At 60.4% G+C, this 19,767-nt stretch carries 25 protein-coding genes; 7 read left to right on the top strand and 18 right to left on the bottom strand.

Annotated elements, in window-relative coordinates; all coding sequences use genetic code 11:
• The 10 genes from IBX54_RS05695 to IBX54_RS05740 all read right to left on the bottom strand — a co-directional run.
• The coding region (locus IBX54_RS05695; RefSeq protein ID WP_296541696.1) for a TadE/TadG family type IV pilus assembly protein at positions 1–352 on the bottom strand (352 nt) is incomplete at its 3' end.
• 8 nt (positions 353–360) lie between these two features.
• Entirely contained in the window at positions 361–804 is a 444-nt protein-coding gene (locus IBX54_RS05700) for a TadE/TadG family type IV pilus assembly protein (protein WP_296541697.1), read from the bottom strand.
• Positions 805–857: 53 nt separating this feature from the next.
• Positions 858–2,351 (bottom strand): TadE family protein, encoded by a 1,494-nt coding sequence (locus IBX54_RS05705; RefSeq protein ID WP_296541698.1) that lies wholly within the window; start codon positions 2,349–2,351, stop codon positions 858–860.
• Positions 2,352–2,381: 30 nt separating this feature from the next.
• Complete coding sequence (locus IBX54_RS05710; RefSeq protein ID WP_296541699.1) at positions 2,382–2,681, bottom strand: hypothetical protein; 300 nt, start codon at positions 2,679–2,681, stop codon at positions 2,382–2,384.
• Positions 2,682–2,692: 11 nt separating this feature from the next.
• Positions 2,693–4,336 carry a type II and III secretion system protein family protein gene (locus IBX54_RS05715; RefSeq protein ID WP_296541700.1) on the bottom strand — a complete coding sequence of 548 codons (1,644 nt, stop codon included), beginning with the start codon at positions 4,334–4,336 and terminating at the stop codon, positions 2,693–2,695.
• Between the two features lie 10 nt (positions 4,337–4,346).
• Positions 4,347–5,186 (bottom strand): Flp pilus assembly protein CpaB, encoded by an 840-nt coding sequence (gene cpaB / locus IBX54_RS05720; RefSeq protein ID WP_296541701.1) that lies wholly within the window; start codon positions 5,184–5,186, stop codon positions 4,347–4,349.
• 1 nt (position 5,187) lies between these two features.
• A complete protein-coding gene (locus tag IBX54_RS05725; RefSeq protein ID WP_296541702.1) occupies positions 5,188–6,546 on the bottom strand; it encodes a helix-turn-helix domain-containing protein in 1,359 nt (452 codons plus the stop codon).
• A gap of 11 nt (positions 6,547–6,557) precedes the next feature.
• Positions 6,558–7,163 carry a prepilin peptidase gene (locus IBX54_RS05730; RefSeq protein WP_296541703.1) on the bottom strand — a complete coding sequence of 202 codons (606 nt, stop codon included), beginning with the start codon at positions 7,161–7,163 and terminating at the stop codon, positions 6,558–6,560.
• Between the two features lie 60 nt (positions 7,164–7,223).
• Positions 7,224–7,391 carry a Flp family type IVb pilin gene (locus IBX54_RS05735; RefSeq protein WP_296541704.1) on the bottom strand — a complete coding sequence of 56 codons (168 nt, stop codon included), beginning with the start codon at positions 7,389–7,391 and terminating at the stop codon, positions 7,224–7,226.
• A 131-nt stretch (positions 7,392–7,522) separates the two neighbouring features.
• On the bottom strand, positions 7,523–7,708 hold the full coding sequence (locus IBX54_RS05740) for a Flp family type IVb pilin (RefSeq protein WP_296541705.1): 186 nt from the start codon (positions 7,706–7,708) through the stop codon (positions 7,523–7,525).
• A 300-nt stretch (positions 7,709–8,008) separates the two neighbouring features.
• Here IBX54_RS05740 and IBX54_RS05745 point away from each other — a divergent pair, with 300 nt between their 5' ends.
• Both IBX54_RS05745 and IBX54_RS05750 read left to right on the top strand, forming a co-directional pair.
• On the top strand, positions 8,009–8,299 hold the full coding sequence (locus IBX54_RS05745; RefSeq protein WP_296541706.1) for a hypothetical protein: 291 nt from the start codon (positions 8,009–8,011) through the stop codon (positions 8,297–8,299).
• Positions 8,300–8,483: 184 nt separating this feature from the next.
• Positions 8,484–8,945, top strand: a complete 462-nt coding sequence (locus IBX54_RS05750) for a GNAT family N-acetyltransferase (RefSeq protein WP_296541707.1) — start codon at positions 8,484–8,486, stop codon at positions 8,943–8,945.
• A 12-nt stretch (positions 8,946–8,957) separates the two neighbouring features.
• Here IBX54_RS05750 and IBX54_RS05755 read toward each other — a convergent pair whose 3' ends face one another.
• Together IBX54_RS05755 and IBX54_RS05760 are read right to left on the bottom strand one after the other, a co-directional pair.
• Entirely contained in the window at positions 8,958–9,278 is a 321-nt protein-coding gene (locus IBX54_RS05755) for a hypothetical protein (RefSeq protein WP_296541708.1), read from the bottom strand.
• A 5-nt stretch (positions 9,279–9,283) separates the two neighbouring features.
• The gene (locus IBX54_RS05760; RefSeq protein WP_296541709.1) at positions 9,284–9,562 is read right to left on the bottom strand and encodes a hypothetical protein; all 279 of its coding nucleotides are present in this window, start codon (positions 9,560–9,562) and stop codon (positions 9,284–9,286) included.
• A gap of 332 nt (positions 9,563–9,894) precedes the next feature.
• Between IBX54_RS05760 and IBX54_RS05765 the strand changes: the two genes are divergently transcribed.
• Positions 9,895–10,674: an alpha/beta hydrolase gene (locus IBX54_RS05765; protein WP_296541718.1), complete on the top strand. Its 780-nt coding sequence runs from the start codon at positions 9,895–9,897 to the stop codon at positions 10,672–10,674.
• Positions 10,671–11,591 carry a DMT family transporter gene (locus IBX54_RS05770; RefSeq protein WP_296541710.1) on the top strand — a complete coding sequence of 307 codons (921 nt, stop codon included), beginning with the start codon at positions 10,671–10,673 and terminating at the stop codon, positions 11,589–11,591. Before IBX54_RS05765 ends, IBX54_RS05770 begins: the two co-directional genes overlap by 4 nt.
• Before the next feature lie 13 nt (positions 11,592–11,604).
• Here the strand turns inward: IBX54_RS05770 and IBX54_RS05775 are convergent, their stop codons facing one another.
• On the bottom strand, positions 11,605–11,793 hold the full coding sequence (locus IBX54_RS05775; RefSeq protein WP_296541711.1) for an efflux RND transporter permease subunit: 189 nt from the start codon (positions 11,791–11,793) through the stop codon (positions 11,605–11,607).
• On the opposite strand from IBX54_RS05775, the gene IBX54_RS05780 reads away from it, so the two are divergent.
• From IBX54_RS05780 to IBX54_RS05790, 3 genes are read left to right on the top strand one after another with little or no spacing between them, the layout of a single operon-like run.
• Positions 11,780–12,088, top strand: a complete 309-nt coding sequence (locus tag IBX54_RS05780) for a hypothetical protein (protein WP_296541712.1) — start codon at positions 11,780–11,782, stop codon at positions 12,086–12,088. The genes IBX54_RS05775 and IBX54_RS05780 overlap by 14 nt on opposite strands.
• Positions 11,995–12,294, top strand: a complete 300-nt coding sequence (locus IBX54_RS05785; protein ID WP_296541719.1) for a type II toxin-antitoxin system RelE/ParE family toxin — start codon at positions 11,995–11,997, stop codon at positions 12,292–12,294. Before IBX54_RS05780 ends, IBX54_RS05785 begins: the two co-directional genes overlap by 94 nt.
• On the top strand, positions 12,278–12,610 hold the full coding sequence (locus tag IBX54_RS05790; RefSeq protein ID WP_296541713.1) for a helix-turn-helix domain-containing protein: 333 nt from the start codon (positions 12,278–12,280) through the stop codon (positions 12,608–12,610). The genes IBX54_RS05785 and IBX54_RS05790 overlap by 17 nt, the downstream gene beginning before the upstream one ends.
• A 36-nt stretch (positions 12,611–12,646) precedes the next feature.
• On the opposite strand, the gene IBX54_RS05795 is transcribed toward IBX54_RS05790, so the two are convergent.
• The 5 genes from IBX54_RS05795 to IBX54_RS05815 all read right to left on the bottom strand — a co-directional run.
• On the bottom strand, positions 12,647–15,781 hold the full coding sequence (locus IBX54_RS05795; RefSeq protein ID WP_296541714.1) for an efflux RND transporter permease subunit: 3,135 nt from the start codon (positions 15,779–15,781) through the stop codon (positions 12,647–12,649).
• A 2-nt stretch (positions 15,782–15,783) separates the two neighbouring features.
• Positions 15,784–17,331 carry an efflux RND transporter periplasmic adaptor subunit gene (locus tag IBX54_RS05800; RefSeq protein ID WP_296541715.1) on the bottom strand — a complete coding sequence of 516 codons (1,548 nt, stop codon included), beginning with the start codon at positions 17,329–17,331 and terminating at the stop codon, positions 15,784–15,786.
• Positions 17,328–18,599: a TolC family protein gene (locus IBX54_RS05805; RefSeq protein WP_296541716.1), complete on the bottom strand. Its 1,272-nt coding sequence runs from the start codon at positions 18,597–18,599 to the stop codon at positions 17,328–17,330. The genes IBX54_RS05800 and IBX54_RS05805 overlap by 4 nt, the downstream gene beginning before the upstream one ends.
• Positions 18,600–18,606: 7 nt before the next feature.
• Positions 18,607–19,257 (bottom strand): thioredoxin domain-containing protein, encoded by a 651-nt coding sequence (locus IBX54_RS05810; RefSeq protein WP_296541717.1) that lies wholly within the window; start codon positions 19,255–19,257, stop codon positions 18,607–18,609.
• Positions 19,254–19,767, bottom strand: a 514-nt coding sequence (locus IBX54_RS05815; protein ID WP_367141815.1) for a disulfide bond formation protein B, incomplete at its 5' end; no start/stop codon positions are given. The genes IBX54_RS05815 and IBX54_RS05810, both read right to left, overlap by 4 nt.

Genomic DNA, 19,767 nt, shown 5'->3' on the forward strand with positions numbered 1-19,767 from the left:
TGGATTTGGCAATGACGCTTCCTCCCGCATTGAGGTAAAGGATGACGACTTTCTCCGCGGAAATTTCAGAAGATGCGGGCAGCCATGTTTTGTCTAAGTCTGTGCTACTACCAGTACGAAAAACAGCGGCACGTTTGATGGCATCGACATCGTTGAAATTTGACACCACCGCCTGCCGAGCGGCGTTGCGGGTCACTTCCTGCGCTGTGTTCCAGAGGTACAGCAGGCGACCGAACTCCATCGCACCCAGCAGCAGCAACAAAAACGGAATGGCGACCAGGGCAAATTCAACCGCAGCCACGCCGCGCTGCAGCACTTTTGATGTGACATTGGCTAGCTTTGCGTTTTTCATGGCAGGCCTCAATTCATGTAACGCATGGTGGTGTGCGGCGCCAGCGCAATACCGCCAAAACTGATCAAGCCGTCGGTGCCGATGAACGGAAACCATTCGCCGAGGTTCACGGTGAAACCATCGATGCTGACCCTGACGTTGGCCGGTGCGCCATCAGCGCAAGAGATGAAACCAAACCCGTCACTCAGACACTCCACCACCACATTCCCTGCTGCCAGTGGGGGACTCACGTTGGCTGCGTTGGCGCTGCCCAAGGTGATGGTGCGTGCCGCACCGAGCCCCTGTGTACTGAGGGTTGCAGCGGGCCAGGAAGACATCACGCGCGCGCCATCGCGCGTGGCCTTGGTCAGCGCATCGGCATACCAGAAAGTGCGGCCAAATTCGACCATACCGGCCAGGATGAGCAGCAGAATCACGAGTACGAAGGCGAATTCGACTGCGACAGCGCCCATTTGCGATGCCCGCCTAATCGGTCGCATTACATCTAAGAGTTGGGGTCGGGTGTTCATTTGTACAACCTGATTTCGGTTGGTGGTGGAAGAGGATCGATCAAGCCGGCAAATTCAGCCTCAATTGATTTTGGCAAATCGGCTTCAACCTGCATGAAAAACCTTCCGATGCCGATGATTGGTATCGTCGAGTTGCAGCCGGTTCCCGTTGATGCTGGACAGTTGACAATCGCGAGGTTAAGCACACGCCGGTCTCTTTTTCCAGGTGCAGTTGGGGGCGACGCGAAATACTTACTGCCACTCAGAGTGTTGTAAGGCGCTGCCAGCGTATCGGTTGGAAAGGGCGGCATCGACGGGCTTGCAGGATAGCCTGAAGCTGTCTGGTCTGCCGTGTTGCCAGCGTACAAGTCTGGCCAATCATTCAGTGTGAAGGCAGCGCCTGCGGTGGCGTTGGGTGATGTGCCAACCGCCTGTACTGCCCGGCTATAGGACCAGAGTGCGCCATACTGCCCGATCGTTGGATCGGGAACGGGCTTGCGTGTAACCGAATCAATGGTAATTGATTGTTGTGTGGGATAGACGTCAGCGCCTGGATCAGTCCAATCGCGAGGATTGCCTGACGGACCGGCCTCCGCCGTGTTGGGGACGGTATATTGCCTGACATTGGCGTCCTGCGGTGCGCAAGCGTTCACCTTGAATCTGGAATTGAGCGCAACTTGCATTGGCCCAGCCGAAAAGCCGGGGTTGCCATAAGCAATGCCTGGTACGGTACCGATGGCGGCCGAGGTGCCGGTACATACAAAAGGAGCCGTATAGGACGCAGACGAATGTGATGGGTCACACGCGGGACTACCCCACTTATCGACCGGATTGAGCAAATAGGGCTGGCCGCTTCCACCCAAAGGCCCAAGCTCCATGATGTTGTAGGCCACGCCCCGCTGAAATCCGAACTCAGTCAGCTCTTTTTCGGTGCGCGGTGCGGGGAGGTCTCTGGTGCCGCCCTTATCCAGATCAATCGCACAAATCCCAATGGGCGAGATCTCTCTCACATAGAACCCAGCTACTGCAAGCCCGTAGGTATTGGTAGTGGTGTTGCCAGCTATGCCCGCAAAAAACGTAGTGAGTCCGTCTGATGGAATCTCGACCTTGATAAAAGTCTTGTCGGCAGCCTGGGCATCAGTGTCAATGGTGCTGGCCTGAATCCATGCACACTCATAAGGACAACTGCTCACGCTGATCATGGGATCGGAGATCACAACAGCAGCACTCCCTTTGAACGAGAACTTTGTGTGATTTTCCGCCCCAATTGCCTTCACCGTGGCAATGGCCTGTTGGACGCCGCTGAGTTTTTGATTGAGCTCCTTGGCCCCCGCCAGCGCCGCCGCATCGGCTGCGTTCTGCAACTCGGTGCGCACCACGTAGGTGCGCCCCAAGTCGAACACCAGCGCCATGAAGCCAAAGAGCACCAGCAAGGAGATGGCAAACATGATGGCCACCGCGCCGCGCTGGCGCGGGTGGGGCGTCGTTTTCAAGCGTGTGACTGCATTCATGGTTTTGCTCCTGCTGAAAGTGCCGGGGGCTCAATTGCCCGTCAGCCCACCGCCAATGTTGGTGACTTCAAACGTCTTGGGCGGCGACTTGAAGGATTCCTGATAGCGCTCTTGCGCGGCGGCGCCGGCCTGGCCGTCGATGCCGAGCACCGGGTCGCGGTTGGCCGAGGCGTTCGGGTTGAGCGTCTGGGCTGCGCGCGCCTGGCGCACGGCGTCGCCAAAATTGGCGTCCAGCACAGGGGTGGAGCTGGCGCAGGCGCTCAGCAGCGCCGCACACGCGGCGGCGGTCAATGCACCGCCGAAGCGGGTGGAGAAAAGTGCGTTTGTCATGATGAATCTCCTTACTTGACTTCCATGCCACCGGTGGCATTGATCGGGGCGCTGCGCTTGTCGGCCGGAATGTCTTCATGGCCCCAGCCTTCGAGCTTGTTGCCGAAATAGAACTCGCTGCGGTTGGGCGGCGCGAAACTGTCGGTCGGCAGGATGTAGTTGGGGTCAAGGGGCTTGACCAAGCGCGGCGTGATGACAAACATCAGCTCGCTGCGGTCACCCTGGAATTCGCTGCTGCGAAACAGCGCGCCCAGCACCGGCACTTCACCCAGGCCGGGGAACTTGTCCATCGCTTCGATGACGTTGTTTTTGATCAAACCGGCAATAGCCAGGCTTTGGCCGTCCATCAACTGCACCGAGGTTTGCACGCGCCGGGTGGTAAAGCTCGGCAAAATCGTTGTTTGATCGTTGACCGTGGCGAATGCTGTGCCAGTCTGGTTCAGCTCCGACACCTCGGGGGCCACCTTCAGGTGAATGCGCCCGCCCTCCAACACGGTGGGCGTGAATTTGACGCCCACACCGTACTCTCTTTCTTCCAACGTTGTTCCGCCATCGCCGTCGGGCACGGGAATGAATATCTTGCCACCCGCCAGGAAGCTGGCCTCTTGCCCGCTGATGGCCACAATGTTGGGCTCGGCCAGGATTTTGATCAGACCATCTTTTTTCTTGGCATCGATACCTAGCAGCGTTGCTCCACTGCCAGCCGTGCTCAAGTTGGCGCTTGCTCTTGCTCCAATCTCTTCGATCTTCTTACTTCCTACTGCGCTATTCGCGGCGCCTTCTAGCCCTGCACTTAGGCCAGAGCTAAAGAGGCCCAGAACGCCAGACCCACCCCCAATTATTCCGGACAAGAATCGAGATGACCCCCCGGATGTGTAGAGCCTGGAGTAGTCGATTCCCAATTTATCAAGCAGTGTTTTGCTGACCTCTGCAATTTGCACCTCCAGCATCACCTGCTGGGCCTCGGCAATTTGCAGCAGGTTCACCACCTTGGCACTGGCAGCGCCACCGCCACCGCTGGTGCTGCTCACCTGCAGTTTGGTGCCAGAGGCCACCTTGTCCTGGCCCGCCACGATGGGCAGCACCAGGCTCCGGTTGACATCGCGCACAAACGCGTTGGCAATGTCTTCGGCCGCTTTGGCTTTGACGGCGCTGGAGACCGTGCCGGTCAGGATGACCGAATCGGCCGCCGGGCGCACGGTGATGTCCTTTTCGCCGGGCAACAGTTCATGAATCTTGGCCTCCATGCGCGCCACGTCGATGTTGACGTTGACGTCGATCGCTGTGGGGCCAGCGCCCTTGCGCCAGATGATGAGGTTGGTCGAGCCGTAGGTCTTGCCCAGCAGGTAGAGCTCGGTCGTGCTGATCAGGGTGACGTCGGCCACGGTCGGGTTGCCGACTGAAATTCGCGTGATGGCCGAGGGCAGCCGCATCATGGTGGACTTACCGATGGTCAGGTTCAGCGACGGCCCGACTGTGGACAGGTCGGTGACCACGTTGGCAGCCTTGGGCGCCGCAGCCACGGCAGGGACTTTGGTCGCGCTGGTGCCCTTGATCACGGCGGGCGTTTGCGCCTGTGCTGTGACCGCGCCGAGTGTGACGGCCATGGCCACCCAGAGGGAAGCCGACAGGGGGGGGTGCAAAAGGTTTTTCATGGTCTTTTCCTTAAAATTCTGTGCTTGCTTTTTGCAGGCCACGGATCACTTCCACGCGTTCTTTGGGTTCTGCGGCCGGCTTCACGGCCACCGGCTTGCGCACGACCCGGCGCACGACCTTCTGGACCGGCGCGGCGACCGCTGCCGGCGGTGCTGGCTCGGCAGCAAACAGGTCTTGCTGGCGCACGCCGTCGGTGGCGGCGTCCACGGTGTCGATCTGGTTGCGCAGGATCAGCGACAGCGTGCCAATGTTGCGTGCCAGGTCAATTTTTTCGGCCTGCTCGGGCGTGACCTCCAGCGTCACGGCGTTGACCACCCTGGGCTTGGTCTCATCAGGCCGCTGCGCCTCTTGCGCAATGGCGAGCACCATGATGCGCTCCAGCACCACGCGCGACATTGGTTTGTCGCGCTCATCCCTGAAGTTCACCAGCAAGTCCACAAAGCTGCCCGGTGCCAGGAAACCGGCCACGCCCACCACCTCGTTGACCTTGACGGTGATGGCGCGGTGCCCCGCCTTGATCACCGAGTCGAGCCCGGCCTTGGTGCCCTCAGGGGCCAGCTTGGGCGCCAGCACCGGTTCGCCCTTGAAGATGCTGATGCGCACCACGCGGCCCTCCACTTTCTTGGGGTCGTCAAAAGACCCGGTTGGCACCGCACCCTTGGGCCACGGCACCGACTGCAGCATGGTGGGCGTAATGGCCTGGCCCAGTTCCAGGTCGCGCGAGGCGACCAGCACTGTGGTGTTGTCGGTGGCTGCCTGCTGGCCCATCCAGCGGGCCGCCAGCATCACCGCCGCGATGCCCAGCAGCACCGACAGGGCCAGCATGATGATTGCACGTTTGCTCTTCATTTCATTCTCCTAGTTGAGGGGTCGGGCTGCCCTTGGCTTGCACCGTTTGGCCATTGCCACCAAAATAATTGGCCCACGCCCAGTCGAGCAGTTCGGGTGTCATGCGCGGGGGCGCTTCAAGGTAACGCGCGCGGTCGGCAATCTTGCTGATCACATCAAAAGGCAGGCTCGGCAGATAGGGCATGAGGTTGCGCATGTGCAGCGTGTTGACCAGGTAGTCAACGCCAGCCGTGTCGGGTGGCACGCCGCTGCGCGCGCAGGCTTGCGCCACCACGGCGCGGTAACTTTGCGCGTTCATGGGGAGCAAGTGAATCTTGTAACCCAGGCGCCGGGCAAAGGCCGGGTCCACCAGCTCTTCGGGTGCCAGGTTGGACGAAAACACCACGCGTACGTCAAACGGCACGCTGAACTTGGTGCCGGTATTGAGCGCCAGGTAATCCACGCGGCGGTCCAGCGGCACGATCCAGCGGTTCATCAACTCATACGGGCTGACCCGCTGGCGACCAAAATCGTCGATCACAAAAATGCCGTTGTTGGCTTTCATTTGCGGCGGTGCAATGTGCAGGCGGGTGTGCGGGTCGTAGGTGAGGTCGAGCATGTCGAGCGTGAGCTCGCCACCGGCAATCACCACCGGCCGCTCGACAAGCACCCAGCGGCCGTCAAACGGTGCCGCGCGCGCCAGGCCCTGCGCGGGCGCCGCGGCCACGGGCGCCGGGCGATGCACGATGGGGTCAAAGACCTGAATCACCTCGCCGTCCACATACACCGCATACGGCACCAGAATATGGCCCTCCAGCGTCTTCACCAGATGCTCGGCCAGATAGGTTTTGCCACTGCCGCTGGCGCCGTAAAGGTAAATGGTTTTGCCCGAATTGAGCGCACTGCCCAGCGTGGGCAGCATGGCTGGGTCGATCACCAGGTCGCCCATGGCCTGCTGCAGGCGCGCGGCGCGCACCGGCGCCAGGTGCTGGCTTTGCTCGCCCACCCGGGCCACGTACTCGGGCAGGGTAACCGGCGCCGGGCCCACGTAATTGCATTTTTCATAGGCCAGCCGGGCCTGGCGCTGGCCGGCGTCGGTCAGCGCGTAGCTGACGTCGCCTTCGAGCGCGCCACGGCGCGGCACCTCCAGCAGACCGAGCTTGCGCATATTGGTCAGCAAGTCATCGACCGCCGGCACGGGCATGCCGAGCTGCTGCGCGATCTGTACCAGCTTGAGCTCGCCCAGGCGCGCAAAGTGGCGCAGCGCCAGGTCGGTCAGGAAAGCGGCCGGCAGGCTGGCCGATTCGGCCACCGGCACCTCGGTCGGGTCAGGTGGCTCGGCTTTGAGCAGCGGCGATGGGGGGTGGGACAGATCATCCATGATGCTTGCTTTCAGAAATTGACCAGCGGGGCATGGCCGCTGAAAATCCACGCGCCGTAGGCCAGCAGGCCGCCCGCCATGGCCAATGCGTAAGGCATGCGGTCGGCGGACTGGGTGGCCGGGTCAAAGCTGGCCGCCGTGCCGGGCACCAACTGACTGAGCGCCGTCACCACATTGAACAAAACAAGTTGTGTTTTGCGCACCCAGACCATGCGCACCACAGCCAGCACGCCGCCCGTGACCAAAATGAACAGCGCCACGTTAATGGCCGCAGCCGGGCCGACAAAGGCGCCTATGCCGGCCATCAGCTTGACATCGCCGGCGCCCATGGCGCGCATCAGGTAAAACGGTAAGAAGACGGCCAGGCCGGTGAGTGCGCCCAGCGCCGCGCCCTTGAGGCCCAGTGCACTCGGGTAGAGGGTCAGCAGCCCGCCGCCACGCAGCCAGAGTTGCGGGCCGATGAGGTTGATGATGAGGCCAGCGCCCAGCGCCAGCAAAACGAGTGTGTTGGGAATGCGTCGCTGCCGCAGGTCGAACACCACCGCGGCGAGCACCAGCAGCGCCAGTGTGGTCAGGCCTATGGCCTGCCATGCATCAGGAGCTAACTTGGTTTCCATTTGATTCCCTTCTACCTTCTTATGTTTGGTTTCCCGCCGGTTGCACCGGCATTAATAAACTCAAGGACTTAGCGCGCTTTTCACCGCCGCAATGACCCTGCCAGTCCAATCGGCCCAACTCAGGGCATTCGCTTCCCCTGTCGCCTTGACCCCGACGATGATCGCGATGGCAATCAAGGTGGCGAGCAGGGTGTATTCAATGGAAGTGACACCGTGCTGGTATTTCATGGTCAACTTGTCCATTAAGAGGTACTGGCGTTACTTCCAGGTTTGATTTGAGAATGAATCCTTTAAGCGGTGCGTCTCGACGGTTGGTGCGCGAGTTTTACCGCACCAACCGTCGATTGAAGCGCGGCGGATCAGGCGGCAGGTACTGTAAGTTTTCCTGCGATGTAATTAAAAATCTCGGCTAAATTGGTACCCAATAAGGTTGCGGCCACAATAATCGCCACTGCAATCAGTGAAGCAATCAACCCATATTCAATCGCCGTCACACCCTCTTCGTCACGCATGAAGCGGCGGGTGGCAAGTACAAATTTTTCCATGATGACACTCCTGTTAAGTTGAATATTGGCCACTCACCCTGAGCGACCAAGCACTTTGAGAGTCCGCTGCACCCTTGTAGAAATCTCCCATCAAGCATTGCACTTTTTCGAACTCGCAGGGCTATTTTTTGCGTCCGGCGAAAATTCAAATTGACAATTCTCAAGATGTCCTCACCTTGTTACCCAGATACAACGTTTGTGCGCAACAGACCCCCTGTCTGCAAAGTTTGCCGCCCTTGGTGAACGCGCACAGCCGCATGCTGGTGCTCGGCCGGGCTTGTTGCCTATCTGTTTTTGTAGGTGGCAATTCCGCTGTCAATGGGTCTGGAGCCCTTCGGCCTGCTCTTCGGTGTCGCGCTGTATGTTGGCTGTGCCTGGGGCTGGACTTATTCACTTACACCCGGAGTCAAATCCATTGATTTCAGACCGTCCGCGATGCCACGGATGCTCATCAGCCTGACGGCGCTCCTGCTGCTTTATGCCTTGGCGCGTGGGCTCTGGCCCGAGTTGAACGAACTCGATGTGCTGAATGCGCTTGATTCGGAAACAACAGTCCTGGCACCGAGAATTTTCAGCGATGGCAGTTTTTGAAAGGTCTTCGATTTCGACATGTGCGGATGATTGGTGTACAACTTGAACTGTTGAAATATTCAAACAGCTTTGTTTACTGGAGGATGAACAACATGCAAGCCGGTAGAAACTCTCCCGCCAGAGCCTGACGATCGCTTGCGCCAGGCTGTCGAGCAGTACCGCACCATGACGGGCGTTTGACACCGTGCAATCCACCTCTTGGCAGGTGCAGGCGCTGCAAGAAGAACACGAGCGTCAGACCTTTTCCTGCGCTAGTCGCGCACTTGACCGCTATCTGCAACGGCAAGCGCGCCAGGACAGTGAGAAACGGGTGGCCGCCGTTTTTGCGCTGGTGCAACCGCCAGCTGCCAAGGTGCTGGGTTACGCCACTTTGTCAGCGTCAACGCTCCCTGCCAATGAGGTGCCGCCAGAGCTCGCCAGAAAACTACCTCGCTATCCACAACTGCCTGTGACGCTGCTGGGGCGATTGGCCGTCGATCAAGGTCTCAAAGGTCAAGGCATGGGTGAGTTCATGCTGATGGATGCACTGCATCGCAGCGTGCAAGCCGCCGCTGGTATTGCCGCCATGACGGTTGTGGTTGATGCGAAAGATGCGCTGGCTGCTGACTTTTATCAGCACCCCTTTGCATACGGGCAAAACCTGTGAGCCTGTCCCCAGTTACTTTCTTCCGTAGGTGCTGTCGTGATCAGGCGCCACGGTCAGGAGCCGCAGGAAATCTCCTTCGCGATACGCCGTGCATCGACGTGACTGGGTAATGCGCAGCGAGTAGATGGCATCGACACCCTGCGGCGGTCTTGCGCTGACGATTTTTTCCCACTTCAAACCGTTGTCACGGTAAAGCTGGCCCCAATTCAGGCTCCGGATTTTTCGCAGGGTATCCATGGCCGCGTTACGGTCCGGCTTTTGCAGGCCGAACAGGTGTTCCTGAAAAACCGGGTTGTTCAAGTCAAGGCGAATCGGATTGTCATTGGCGCTCATTCGCCTTACTCGCTCTGCACCGCAGTAGCCAGAATTGTGTCGGTTTGCGAGTCAGATGCGGGATGTTGCGTTGACCACGCCACGGCCCGTGCCAGGTCAGAAGCCGCTTGCGCCTCATGCAACCAGCGTTCGTTATCCGGAATGACAGTGGCTGTGCGAATCAACCAGACCCCCGGTTCTTGTTCAGCGACCAAAACCTGGCGACCGGCAAATTGCTTACCGAGTGAAATTTGTCCATTGGCACCTATCACTTTGACGGTTGGGGGTGACACGGTGGTTTGCATGATTTCTCCTTGGTGCGTTACCAAATTAGTACAGCACTAAGGAGTGTATTGCGCTGTGCCAATCTGTCAAGTTGGGGGGTAGGGGTCAGGTCTTGTTATCCGGCGACAAAACTTCCCGAAAAATCCTTGCGTGAGGGCAAAACCTGAACCCATTTTTTTTCGCGACCTGCCCCATGTTCTGGCGATGCAACGGGGTTGTTGTGTAGGCGACAGACATCAAGGGCTTATGCACCAATAACTGATCCATTTGGCGCACAATCTCCGGGCGGATTGGCTTCCGCAAAAGGAGCACTCAAATTTCTGCCGTTCTCACACTTGGCGCGCACGACGCGCTGTTTTATGTTCACGCCAAGCCGACCCGCGCTGGCGCGCCGACCTTTGTTTTTGTGAATGCTTTGACCGGGTCAACCGATGCCTGGGAGGCTGTGGTGGCACCGCGCCTGCGCGAGCAAGGTTTTGGTACCTTGAGCTGGAACTTTCGCGGGCAAACCGGCTCGCCCTTTGCGCCAGAGGCGGCGCTGACTGATCAACTGATTGTGGGCGACCTGCTGCGCCTGTTGCATGACATTGCGCCGCAGCGCCCCCTGCTGGTGGGCCTGTCGATTGGTGGCTTGTACGCCGCCCGCGCTGTGTTGGCCGGTGCCGATGCCATAGGGCTGGTGCTGCTCAATACCCTGCGCGAAATCGGGCCACGCATTGCCTGGGTGAACGATGCGCTGCCGGCCATCGTCGGCTATGGCGGTGTCGGATTGTTCATGGACGCGCTGTTGCCATTGCTGGTTAATCCGCACTACGCTGCCAAGGTACGTGGCGACCGCCTGCAAGGTGGCTATGCGCCGCTGGAGCCGTCGCACGGCCACATGAACCTGATGCGCCATTCGGTTACAACGGACTGGAATCTGCCTTGGGGCGCACTGCGGCTTCCCACCCTGGTGATCACCGGCTTGGCCGACCGGGTATTTTTGGATCGCGATGTGGTGGATCGGCTTTACGCACAACTGCCGCACGCTCAACGCGAGGATTGGGCGCAAGCAGGGCATTTGCTGCCGCAGGAGTGCCCCGAAGAACTGGCTGCGAGCCTGGCCCGATTTGGCCACGAAGTGGCATCATGAAAATCTCCGAACGTTGGGCTTATCCGGCGGTGCTGGTGGGTGTTGCGGGGCACGCATCGTCAGAGTTTTTTGCCAAGCTCTCCGGCGTGGCCGGGCCCGAAGCCTCGGTCTGGCGCTACCTGTTGGGTGGCTTTGGGCTCATTTTGTGGGCGCTGTGGGACCGCGACAGCCGCGACTTGCTCACGCCAATGCGTGTGGAAGGTTGGCGCATCGTGGTGCTTTCCTTTTTTGGTGTCACGCTCACCTACCTGGCGTTTCACTGGGCGCTGGATTACGCCACCGTGATCCAGGTCGCCACCGTGACCACAACCATTCCCATCTTTGTCGCCCTGGCCAATTGGGTCATCAACGGCCAGAGGCCCAGCACCGTCAAGATCGTCACCGGCATCATGGCAACGCTGGCTGTGGCCCTGCTGCTGACAGACGGCGCGCTCAACGCCCTGGCAGGTTCGGGGCAGACGCTGTGGGGCGTGCTGCTGGCCATGGCTTGCGCGGCAATGGGATCGTTTTACGCGGTCATGGTCAAGCCCGTGATGGCCCGCCACGGCGGGCTGCGCATCATCGCCTTGTCGATGATGCTCGGCGGCATTGGGTTGTGGCTGCTGGTGGGCGCCGCGTGGGGCATTTGGGTCAACCCGCTGCGCTTGCCCGAGCGTCCACCGCTGGCGATGTGGTCGCTGTTGGTATTGGCCCTGTGGAACACCACCGTCACGCAACTGATGTGGTTTGGCGGTATATCTGCGGCACCCGACATCACCCGCGCGTCGTATTTGTTTTTTCTGAAGCCGGTGATCGCGGCGGCACTGGCTATTTTGATTCTGGGTGCCTTGCCAAGTGTGCTCCAGATTGTGGCCATCGTTATGGTGACCAGCTCCGTCTTTGTCGAGATTTTTTGGCCCAAGCTCGTGCATCGGTGATGGCGCGCAACCATCACCGCTCCAGCCCCCGCTTCAGCCGCCATTGTTTCACCAGCGCATACAGCGCCGGAATCACCGCCAGCGTCAGCACGGTGCTTGACACCATGCCGCCCACCATCGGTGCGGCAATGCGGCGCATTACCTCTGAGCTGGTGCCAGTGCTCCACATGATCGGCAACAGGCCGGCCATGGTGGACACCACGGTCATCATCTTGGGCCGCACACGTTTCATCCTCACCAACTTTGTGCTTGATTTGTTGCGATTTATAACACCTGGTGCTATATTTAAAGCGCGAAATCAAAACCCGAACCATCCGCGCCAACGCCTGTTCTCGTCACTAAAACAAGAGCATTCAAAACCCGGCATTTCAGCAAAGCCGCTGCCAAACAAGGTATTGCGGATATCGACCTTTGTCAGGCGGTTGCAGAGCTTGAATTGGGACAGGGCGACAACCTGGGTGGCAATGTCTGGAAAAAACGGCTACGAAACAACTTGAGTCGTTCCATCGTTCTGACAGAACCCACCACTTTTTGGGTATTTGTCCACATTTTTGAAAAGCAGGACAAAGCCAATATCGCGGTGGATGAGCTAAGTGCGTTTAAAAAACTGGCCAAAGACTTTGGACGCGGTGGCCTCGGGGGTATTGAGGTGGGCCTTAAAAGTGAAACGTTGAAGGAAATATGTCATGACCAAAAAATCTGAAATCGGTACCGCCAAAAGCGCTGCCATGGCCTCGGTCTTGAGCGCTGCGCAGGGACTGCATCAATCTGGCGTGATCGACAAGGCAACCATGCGCGACTACGAGGCACTCTGCCAGGCACCCGTGCCCGATTACGCCGCCGCTGATGTGGCGCAACTGCGACAGAAAGCCAGGATAAGCCAAAACCTGTTTGCTCGTCGCCTCAACGTCAGCCCCTCAACCGTGCATCAATGGGAATCTGGCCAAAAACGCCCAAGCAAACTTGCCGCCAAATTGTTGTCGGTTGTTGAGAAGCACGGCATCGCGATATTGGATTGATAGCCCAAGGGCCGAAATCATCCGCGCACCTCTCATTCACCCCTCCAGCCCCCGCTTCAGCCGCCATTGTTTCACCAGCGCATACAGCGCCGGAATCACCGCCAGCGTCAGCACGGTGCTTGACACCATGCCGCCCACCATCGGTGCGGCAATGCGGCGCATCACCTCGGAACCCGTGCCGCTGACCCACATGATGGGCAGCAAGCCGGCCATGGTGGACACCACGGTCATCATCTTGGGCCGCACCCGTTCCACCGCGCCTTCCATGACCGCGGCATAGAGGTCGGCGGCGCCGGGCTCGCGGCCCGCGTTGCGGCATTTGAGCTTGATCTCTTCCCAGGCCTGGTCGAGGTAGATCAGCATCACCACGCCGGTCTCGGCGGCCACACCCGCCAGCGCGATGAAGCCGATGGCCACCGCCACCGACATGTTGTAGTCCAGCGCCCACATCAGCCAGACGCCGCCCACCAGCGCAAACGGCACTGAGAGCATGACGATCAGGGTTTCGGTGATGCGTTTGAAGTTGAGGTAGAGCAGCAAAAAGATCAGCAGCAGCGTGACCGGCACCACCACCTTCATTTTCTCGATGGCGCGCTCCATGTACTCGAACTGGCCGCTCCAGGTGATGTAGTAGCCTGGCGGAAAAGCTACCTGCTCGCTCACGGCTTTTTTGGCGTCGGCCACGTAGCTGCCAATGTCGCGGTCACGCAGGTCAACATAAATGTAGGCCGACAACAACGCGTTTTCGGTGCGGATCACCGGTGCGCCCTTGGCGATCTCGATCTTGGCCAGCTGGCCGAGCGGGACCATGGCGCCCATCATGGTGGGCACCAGCACCTCGCGCGCAATTTGCTGCGGGTCGCTGCGCAATTCACGCGGGTAGCGCACCGTGACACCGTAACGCTCGCGGCCCTCCACCGTGGTGGTCACCATCTCGCCGCCCAGCGCGCTGCCGATCACATCCAGCAGGTCGCCCACCGCCAGGCCGTAGCGCGCGAGCTGCTCGCGGTCGGGGTCGATGTTGAGGTAAAAGCCGCCAGTGAGGCGTTCGGCGAAGGCGCTGGAGGTGCCGGGCACGGTCTTGACCACGGCCTCGATCTGTTTGGCCAAGCGTTCCATTTCCACCAGGTCCTTGCCAAATACCTTGATGCCGATCGGGGTGCGGATGCCGGTGGACAGCATGTCGATGCGCGCCTTGATCGGCATGGTCCAGCTGTTGGCCACACCGGGGAACTGCATGGCTTTGTCGAGCTCGGCAATCAGCTTGTCCATGGTCATGCCGGCGCGCCACTCGGCCTCGGGCTTGAGGTTGATCACGGTCTCGAACATCTCAATGGGTGCCGGGTCGGTGGCGGTGTTGGCGCGTCCGGCCTTGCCGAAGACAGACTCTACCTCGGGGAAACTCTTGATGATCTTGTTTTGCGTTTGCATCAGCTCGGCGGCCTTGGTGACCGACATGCCCGGCAGTGAGGCCGGCATGTACAGCAGCGAGCCTTCGTTGAGCGTGGGCATGAACTCCGAGCCCAGTTGCGAGGCCGGAATGTACGACACCCCGAGGAAGCCGAGCGCCAGCACAATGGTGACTTTTTTCCAGCGCATCACGCCCGCGATGAGGGGTCGGTAGAGCCAGATCAGCGCCCGGTTGACCGGGTTTTTGGCTTCGGGCATGATCTTGCCGCGCACAAACAGCAGCATCAGCACCGGCACCAGCGTGACCGACAAAAAGGCCGCCGACGCCATTGACAGCGTCTTGGTCCAGGCCAGCGGCGCAAACAGCCGACCTTCCTGGCCCTCAAGGGCAAACACCGGCACAAACGACACCGTGATGATCAGCAGCGAGAAAAACAGCGATGGGCCGACTTCCTTGCAGGCCTCGATCAGGGCCGCGGCGCGTTCGCGCTCGCTGTGCTCCTTGGGCAGGCGCTCCAGGTGTTTGTGCGCGTTTTCGATCATGACAATCGAGGCATCGACCATGGCACCGATGGCAATCGCAATGCCGCCCAGGCTCATCAGGTTGGAGGTCATGCCCAGCGCGCGCATGGCAATGAATGCCATCAGGATCGCAATCGGCAACATCACCGTGGCCACCAGCGCGCTGCGCAAGTGCAGCAGGAAGACAAAACACACCACGGCGACGATCAGCAGCTCCTCGATCAGCGTGTTCTTGAGCGTGTCGATGGCGCGGTAAATCAGCTCGGAGCGGTCGTACACGGTCTCTATCGTCACGCCCTCGGGCAGGCCGGGGCCGATCTCGGCAATCTTCTCCTTGACGTTGGCGATCACCTCCAGCGCGTTTTCGCCATAACGCGCCATGGCGATGCCCGACACCACTTCGCCTTCGCCGTTCAATTCGGTGATGCCGCGGCGCTCGTCGGGCACCAGTTCGACGCGGGCAATGTCGCGGATCAGCACCGGTGTGCCCTGGTCGGCCTTGACCACCAGCATCTCGATGTCATTGATTCCCCGCAGGTACCCCTTGCCGCGCACCATGTACTCGGTCTCGGCCATTTCGATGGCGCGCCCGCCCACGTCGCGGTTCGAGTCGCGAATCACCTGGCCGACCTTCATCAGTGGAATGCCGTAGGCGCGCAGCTTGACCGGATCGACCGTGACCTGGTAGGTCTGCACAAAGCCGCCAATCGAGGCCACCTCGGCCACGCCGTGCGCTTTGGTCAACTGGTAACGCACATACCAGTCCTGGATGCTGCGCAGCTCGGCCAGGGTTTTGTTTTTGGCCAGCAGCGCGTACTGGTAAACCCAGCCCACGCCGGTGGCGTCCGGGCCGATCTGAGGTGTGACACCTTTGGGCATGCTCCCGGCGGCCGAATTGAGGTACTCCAGCACCCGCGAGCGCGCCCAGTAGATGTCGGTGCCGTCCTCGAAGATGATGTAAACAAAAGACGCGCCAAAGAACGAGAAGCCGCGCACCACGCGCGACTTGGGCACCGACAGCATGGCGGTGGTCAGCGGGTAGGTGACCTGATCCTCCACTACCTGCGGCGCCTGGCCAGGGTAGTCGGTATAGACGATGACCTGCACGTCAGACAGGTCGGGCAGCGCGTCGATGGGCGTGCGCAGTACCGAAAAAACACCTGCGGCGATGATGAACAGGGTGCCAAGCAGCACCAGAAACCGGTTGCGGCCGGACCAGCCGATGAGATTGGAAAGCATGGCTATTTCTTGATGTTGGTGATCACCCATTCGCCGGGCGCGCGCTCGACAAATTCGAAGTCCACCTTTGCACCGGGTTTAAGCGCTTGCAGCAAGGCCGGGTTGGCGGCTTTGAACTCCATCGTCATGGCCGGCCAGTTGAGGCTGGGCACGGGCGCGTGGCTCATGCTGACCGAGCCGTCTTTCAGGTCCACGTCTTCCACGGTGCCGGTGGCTTTGTGGCCGACGGCTTTGGCCGCCGAGCCCGTTGCGGGTGTTGAATCGGCGGCAGGCCCGGCGCTTCCCAATCCGCCCAGTGCGGCTTGCAGGTTGCTCTCGGCATCAATCAAGAAGTTGGCCGCTACCACCACGGGTTCGCCGCTGTTCACGCCGTCAAGCACCTCGACATAAGTGTCGCTGCGCGCCCCCAGTTTGACTTCACGCGATTCGAAACGACCGTTCCCCTGATCCACCAGCACGATCTGGCGTGTGCCACTGTCGATCACGGCAGACAGCGGCACGGTAATCACCTGCCCCTTGGCACCCACCGGCAGTTCCACTTGGGCAAACATGCCGGGTTTGAGCAATCCGCCGGGGTTGGCCAGCTCCACGCGCACCGGCACGGTACGGGTTTCGGCCGTGAGGGTGGGATAGACATAAGTGACCCGGCCAGTGAAATTCTTGCCGGGATAGGCGTTGATGCTGACCGTGGCCTGGGTGCCGGTTTTGACCAGCCCGATGTCCTGCTCGAAGACGTCGGCAATCACCCACACGCTTGATAAGTCGGCAATCTGGTACAGCGCCTCGCCGGGCATGAAACGCATGCCCTGCAGCGCCTTCTTGTCCATCACGATGCCACTCACCGGCGAGCGCAAGGTGAGCGTGCGGGTGGTGGCACCTGTTTCACTCAAAGCCTTGATCTGCGCGTCAGAGATGTCCCAGTTGCGCAGGCGCAGCAAGCTGGCGTCGGCCAGTTGCTGCATGCCCGTCTGCGCCTGGCTACCCGCGTCCTTCAGGCTGGCCACGCCCTGCAGCGCAATCGCGTATTCGCGCTGGGCCGAGACCAGCTCGGGGCTATAGACCTCGAACAGCGGCTGGCCCTTGCCAACGGCCTGGCCGGTCACATTGACATGCAGTCGCTCCACATAGCCCTCGAACTTGGGCGAGATGGCAACCACGCGGCGTTCGTCGGGTTCGATGCGGCCCGAGGCGCGCACCTGCTTTTCGAGGCTGCGCAGTTGCGCCGCCTCGGTGCGCACGCCGAGCTTTTGCACCTTGTCGGTGCTGATCTTCACCTGGTTGGCCGGCACTTCGTCTTCATCCGCGCCTGCGGCATAGACCGCGATGTAGTCCATGCCCATCGAGTCCTTCTTGGGCGTAGGCGAGGTGTCGGGCAAGCCCATCGGGTTGCGGTAGTAGAGGATTTTTTTCTCGGGCTTGGCGGCTGTGTCGCCTGCGCCTGACAGGGCTGACGCACTGACTGCATGGCCACGCGTGCCAGCGTAATAACCGCCTGCGCCAGCCAGTGCAACCAGCACCACGCCAATCATCCAGCCTGTGCCGGTCTTCATAGTGAATCTCCTGTGAGTTTTTCAATTTCAGCCAGCCTCATCTGGGCATCCAACTGGGCTTTGAGCCGGGCTTGTTTGGCCTGGCGCACCTGGCGCTGGGCGTCGAGCAGGGTGGCAAAGTTGAGCTTGCCGTTTTCGTAAGCGGCCAGGGCGGCCTGAAAGCTCAGCTCGGCCTGGGGCAGCAGACTGGACGTGGCCAGTTGCTCGGTGCGCTGCGCCGCTTCAATGCCCGCAAGGTTTTCTGACAGGTCAGCCAGCACCTGATTGGCGACTGCCTCGCGGCGCGCTTGCGCCGCCTCCAGCGTGGCCTGCGCCTCGCGCTCCTGGGCGCGCCGTGAGCCTTGTTGCAGCGGGATGTTGACTTCGAGCATCAGCTCCCACTCGGCAATGCGGCTTTGCATTTGGGTTGGCGCGATGGACAGCGTGAAATCGGGGTAGCGGTTTTTCAGACTCAGCTCGCGCCCAAGCTCGGCCGACCTGATGCGTGCGCCCGCCGAGAAAAGGTGCGGGTTGCGTTGCTGCACGCGTGTTATCAGTTCATTTGCGCGCAAGCTGGCTGCAGCAGGCACCGTCGGCAGGCTTGCAGGCGTGGCCAGCGGCGCGTTGGCGTCGCGCGCCAGCAAGGCATTGAGCCGCGCATCGGCCTGGCGCAACTCGCCATCGAGCGCCACCAGCTCGGTTTGCATGGCGGTTTGTTCCAGTTGCGCCCGAATGGCTTCTTGCTGCATCGACAATCCCCCCGCGTAGCGAACCTGGGCCACATTGGCGAGCTGGCTCGTCAAGTCCAGCAACTCTTGGGTGAGTTGCCGGGTGCGATGCAAAAAGTAGCGCTGCGCATGCGTGGTTTTGACCCGTGCCGCCAGTTCGGTCCAGCTGCCTTGCGCCTGGCCGTCAACGGCTTGCGCCTCTTGCACAGCGATGTTGCGTTTCAAATCGCGCTTGCCCCACCATGGCAGGTCTTGCATGAAGGTGTATTTGGTGCCGCCGGTATCACTGGGCCACAGCGTAGGCGACTGTGCACCGCCTTTGGTGATGTCCATCCACTCGATGCGGAACTTTGGGTCCATCAAGGCCCCCGCCACCGCCACGCGTTCACTGGCCGCCTGGGCCGCGTGGCGCATGCTGGCGAAATCTGGATTGCGCTCTTTGGCCAGCGTCAGCAGGCTCTCGACAGTGGCACCGGGCGGGGTTTCTTGCGCTCCTGCGGGCGCAGCGGCCCCCAAGGCCAGCAGCATGGCGAGTGCTGTGGCCGATAAATGAAGGTTCATGGTTTGCCTATTTGGAGTTGGCCAAGGCTTCGTTCACCAACGTCTTGAGCTGCTCAAAACCAAAGCTGGGCAGCGGTTTGCCGTTGACAAAGTATTCTGGCGTCATGGTCACATTCAGGGTTTTGGCATCGAGCAGGTCACGCGCAACGATGGTGGCCACATCAGGCGCGTTGGCATCGTTTTGCAGGCGCGCCATGTCCAGGCCCAGTGGCTCCAGCACCGGCCCGATCCGATCGACGTACGAGGTGTGGTTGATGACCCAGCTGTTCTGCGCGGCAAACAGCGCCCGCAAGGTGGGCTCGAACTGGCCCTGGCGGTGCGCGGCTTCCAGCACCTTCACCACGGCCTCGGAACCAGGGTGAAACGGTGCATAGCGCAGCGACAGGCGGATTTTGTCGGGGTTGGCGGCCATCAGCGCTTTGACCAGCGGATAAAACTCGCGGCAAGTGCCGCAGGCCGGGTCAAAAAATTCGACGATGTGCACTGGCGCGTCAGGGTTGCCAAAGCTGGGGGCACCGTCGCGCACCAGCGCCTGCATGTTTTGCGCAGCCAGTTGCGCTGCTGCTTCAGTTTGCTGCTGCTTGTAAAAATAAGAGCCACCGGCAAACGCCAGCACCAGCAAGGCAGCCACCGAGACAAACAGGGTTTTTGGATTCATTTGGAAGAGCTCCGATAGGCTGCCAGCAGCAAGCCGTTGAGGGTTAAAAAAGCCAGGAAGGAAAGCAGCGGAATCGTCAGGAAGCCAAGCCACTCGATCTGGATGACATTGCACGGAATACCCTGCCGACAAGGCGCCATGGCTTCAGGAATGATGCCCATGGTGAGCAGCACATGAAATGCAGCCACGCCCAAACCGATGAAGGCCAGCGGCATGGCATAGCGCAGCACCTTGGCATCAAACGGGAACAACCCGAGCGCCAGCAACAGCACCAGCGGAAACATGAAGATGCGCTGCCACCAGCACAGCACACAGGGCGCAAAGCCCATCACCTCGCTCATGAACAAGGCGCCCAGCGTGGCCACGGTGGCCACCAGCCAGGCAGCAAAGACCAACGTCCAGCTGGTGTTGGCGTTGCCCGTCACTGCGAGCCTCCCGTATCGGCCCGATACCGTACACGGACCTTGAACAGAGACTTCGTCATCGCGAGCGAAGCGTGGCGATCCATGA

It is taken from the genome of Rhodoferax sp., from assembly GCF_014859475.1.
GTDB lineage: Bacteria > Pseudomonadota > Gammaproteobacteria > Burkholderiales > Burkholderiaceae_C > Rhodoferax.

Excerpts from the sequence above, each read along its gene's own strand:
- IBX54_RS05700 (WP_296541697.1), bottom strand. The coding sequence starts at position 804 with ATGGGCGCTGTCGCAGTCGAATTCGCCTTCGTACTCGTGATTCTGCTG.
- IBX54_RS05705 (WP_296541698.1), bottom strand. The coding sequence starts at position 2,351 with ATGAATGCAGTCACACGCTTGAAAACGACGCCCCACCCGCGCCAGCGC.
- IBX54_RS05710 (WP_296541699.1), bottom strand. The coding sequence starts at position 2,681 with ATGACAAACGCACTTTTCTCCACCCGCTTCGGCGGTGCATTGACCGCC.
- IBX54_RS05715 (WP_296541700.1), bottom strand. The coding sequence starts at position 4,336 with ATGAAAAACCTTTTGCACCCCCCCCTGTCGGCTTCCCTCTGGGTGGCC.
- cpaB (WP_296541701.1), bottom strand. The coding sequence starts at position 5,186 with ATGAAGAGCAAACGTGCAATCATCATGCTGGCCCTGTCGGTGCTGCTG.
- IBX54_RS05725 (WP_296541702.1), bottom strand. The coding sequence starts at position 6,546 with ATGGATGATCTGTCCCACCCCCCATCGCCGCTGCTCAAAGCCGAGCCA.
- IBX54_RS05730 (WP_296541703.1), bottom strand. The coding sequence starts at position 7,163 with ATGGAAACCAAGTTAGCTCCTGATGCATGGCAGGCCATAGGCCTGACC.
- IBX54_RS05735 (WP_296541704.1), bottom strand. The coding sequence starts at position 7,391 with ATGAAATACCAGCACGGTGTCACTTCCATTGAATACACCCTGCTCGCC.
- IBX54_RS05740 (WP_296541705.1), bottom strand. The coding sequence starts at position 7,708 with ATGGAAAAATTTGTACTTGCCACCCGCCGCTTCATGCGTGACGAAGAG.
- IBX54_RS05755 (WP_296541708.1), bottom strand. The coding sequence starts at position 9,278 with ATGAGCGCCAATGACAATCCGATTCGCCTTGACTTGAACAACCCGGTT.
- IBX54_RS05760 (WP_296541709.1), bottom strand. The coding sequence starts at position 9,562 with ATGCAAACCACCGTGTCACCCCCAACCGTCAAAGTGATAGGTGCCAAT.
- IBX54_RS05770 (WP_296541710.1), top strand. The coding sequence starts at position 10,671 with ATGAAAATCTCCGAACGTTGGGCTTATCCGGCGGTGCTGGTGGGTGTT.
- IBX54_RS05780 (WP_296541712.1), top strand. The coding sequence starts at position 11,780 with ATGGTGGACACCACGGTCATCATCTTGGGCCGCACACGTTTCATCCTC.
- IBX54_RS05790 (WP_296541713.1), top strand. The coding sequence starts at position 12,278 with ATGACCAAAAAATCTGAAATCGGTACCGCCAAAAGCGCTGCCATGGCC.
- IBX54_RS05795 (WP_296541714.1), bottom strand. The coding sequence starts at position 15,781 with ATGCTTTCCAATCTCATCGGCTGGTCCGGCCGCAACCGGTTTCTGGTG.
- IBX54_RS05800 (WP_296541715.1), bottom strand. The coding sequence starts at position 17,331 with ATGAAGACCGGCACAGGCTGGATGATTGGCGTGGTGCTGGTTGCACTG.
- IBX54_RS05805 (WP_296541716.1), bottom strand. The coding sequence starts at position 18,599 with ATGAACCTTCATTTATCGGCCACAGCACTCGCCATGCTGCTGGCCTTG.
- IBX54_RS05810 (WP_296541717.1), bottom strand. The coding sequence starts at position 19,257 with ATGAATCCAAAAACCCTGTTTGTCTCGGTGGCTGCCTTGCTGGTGCTG.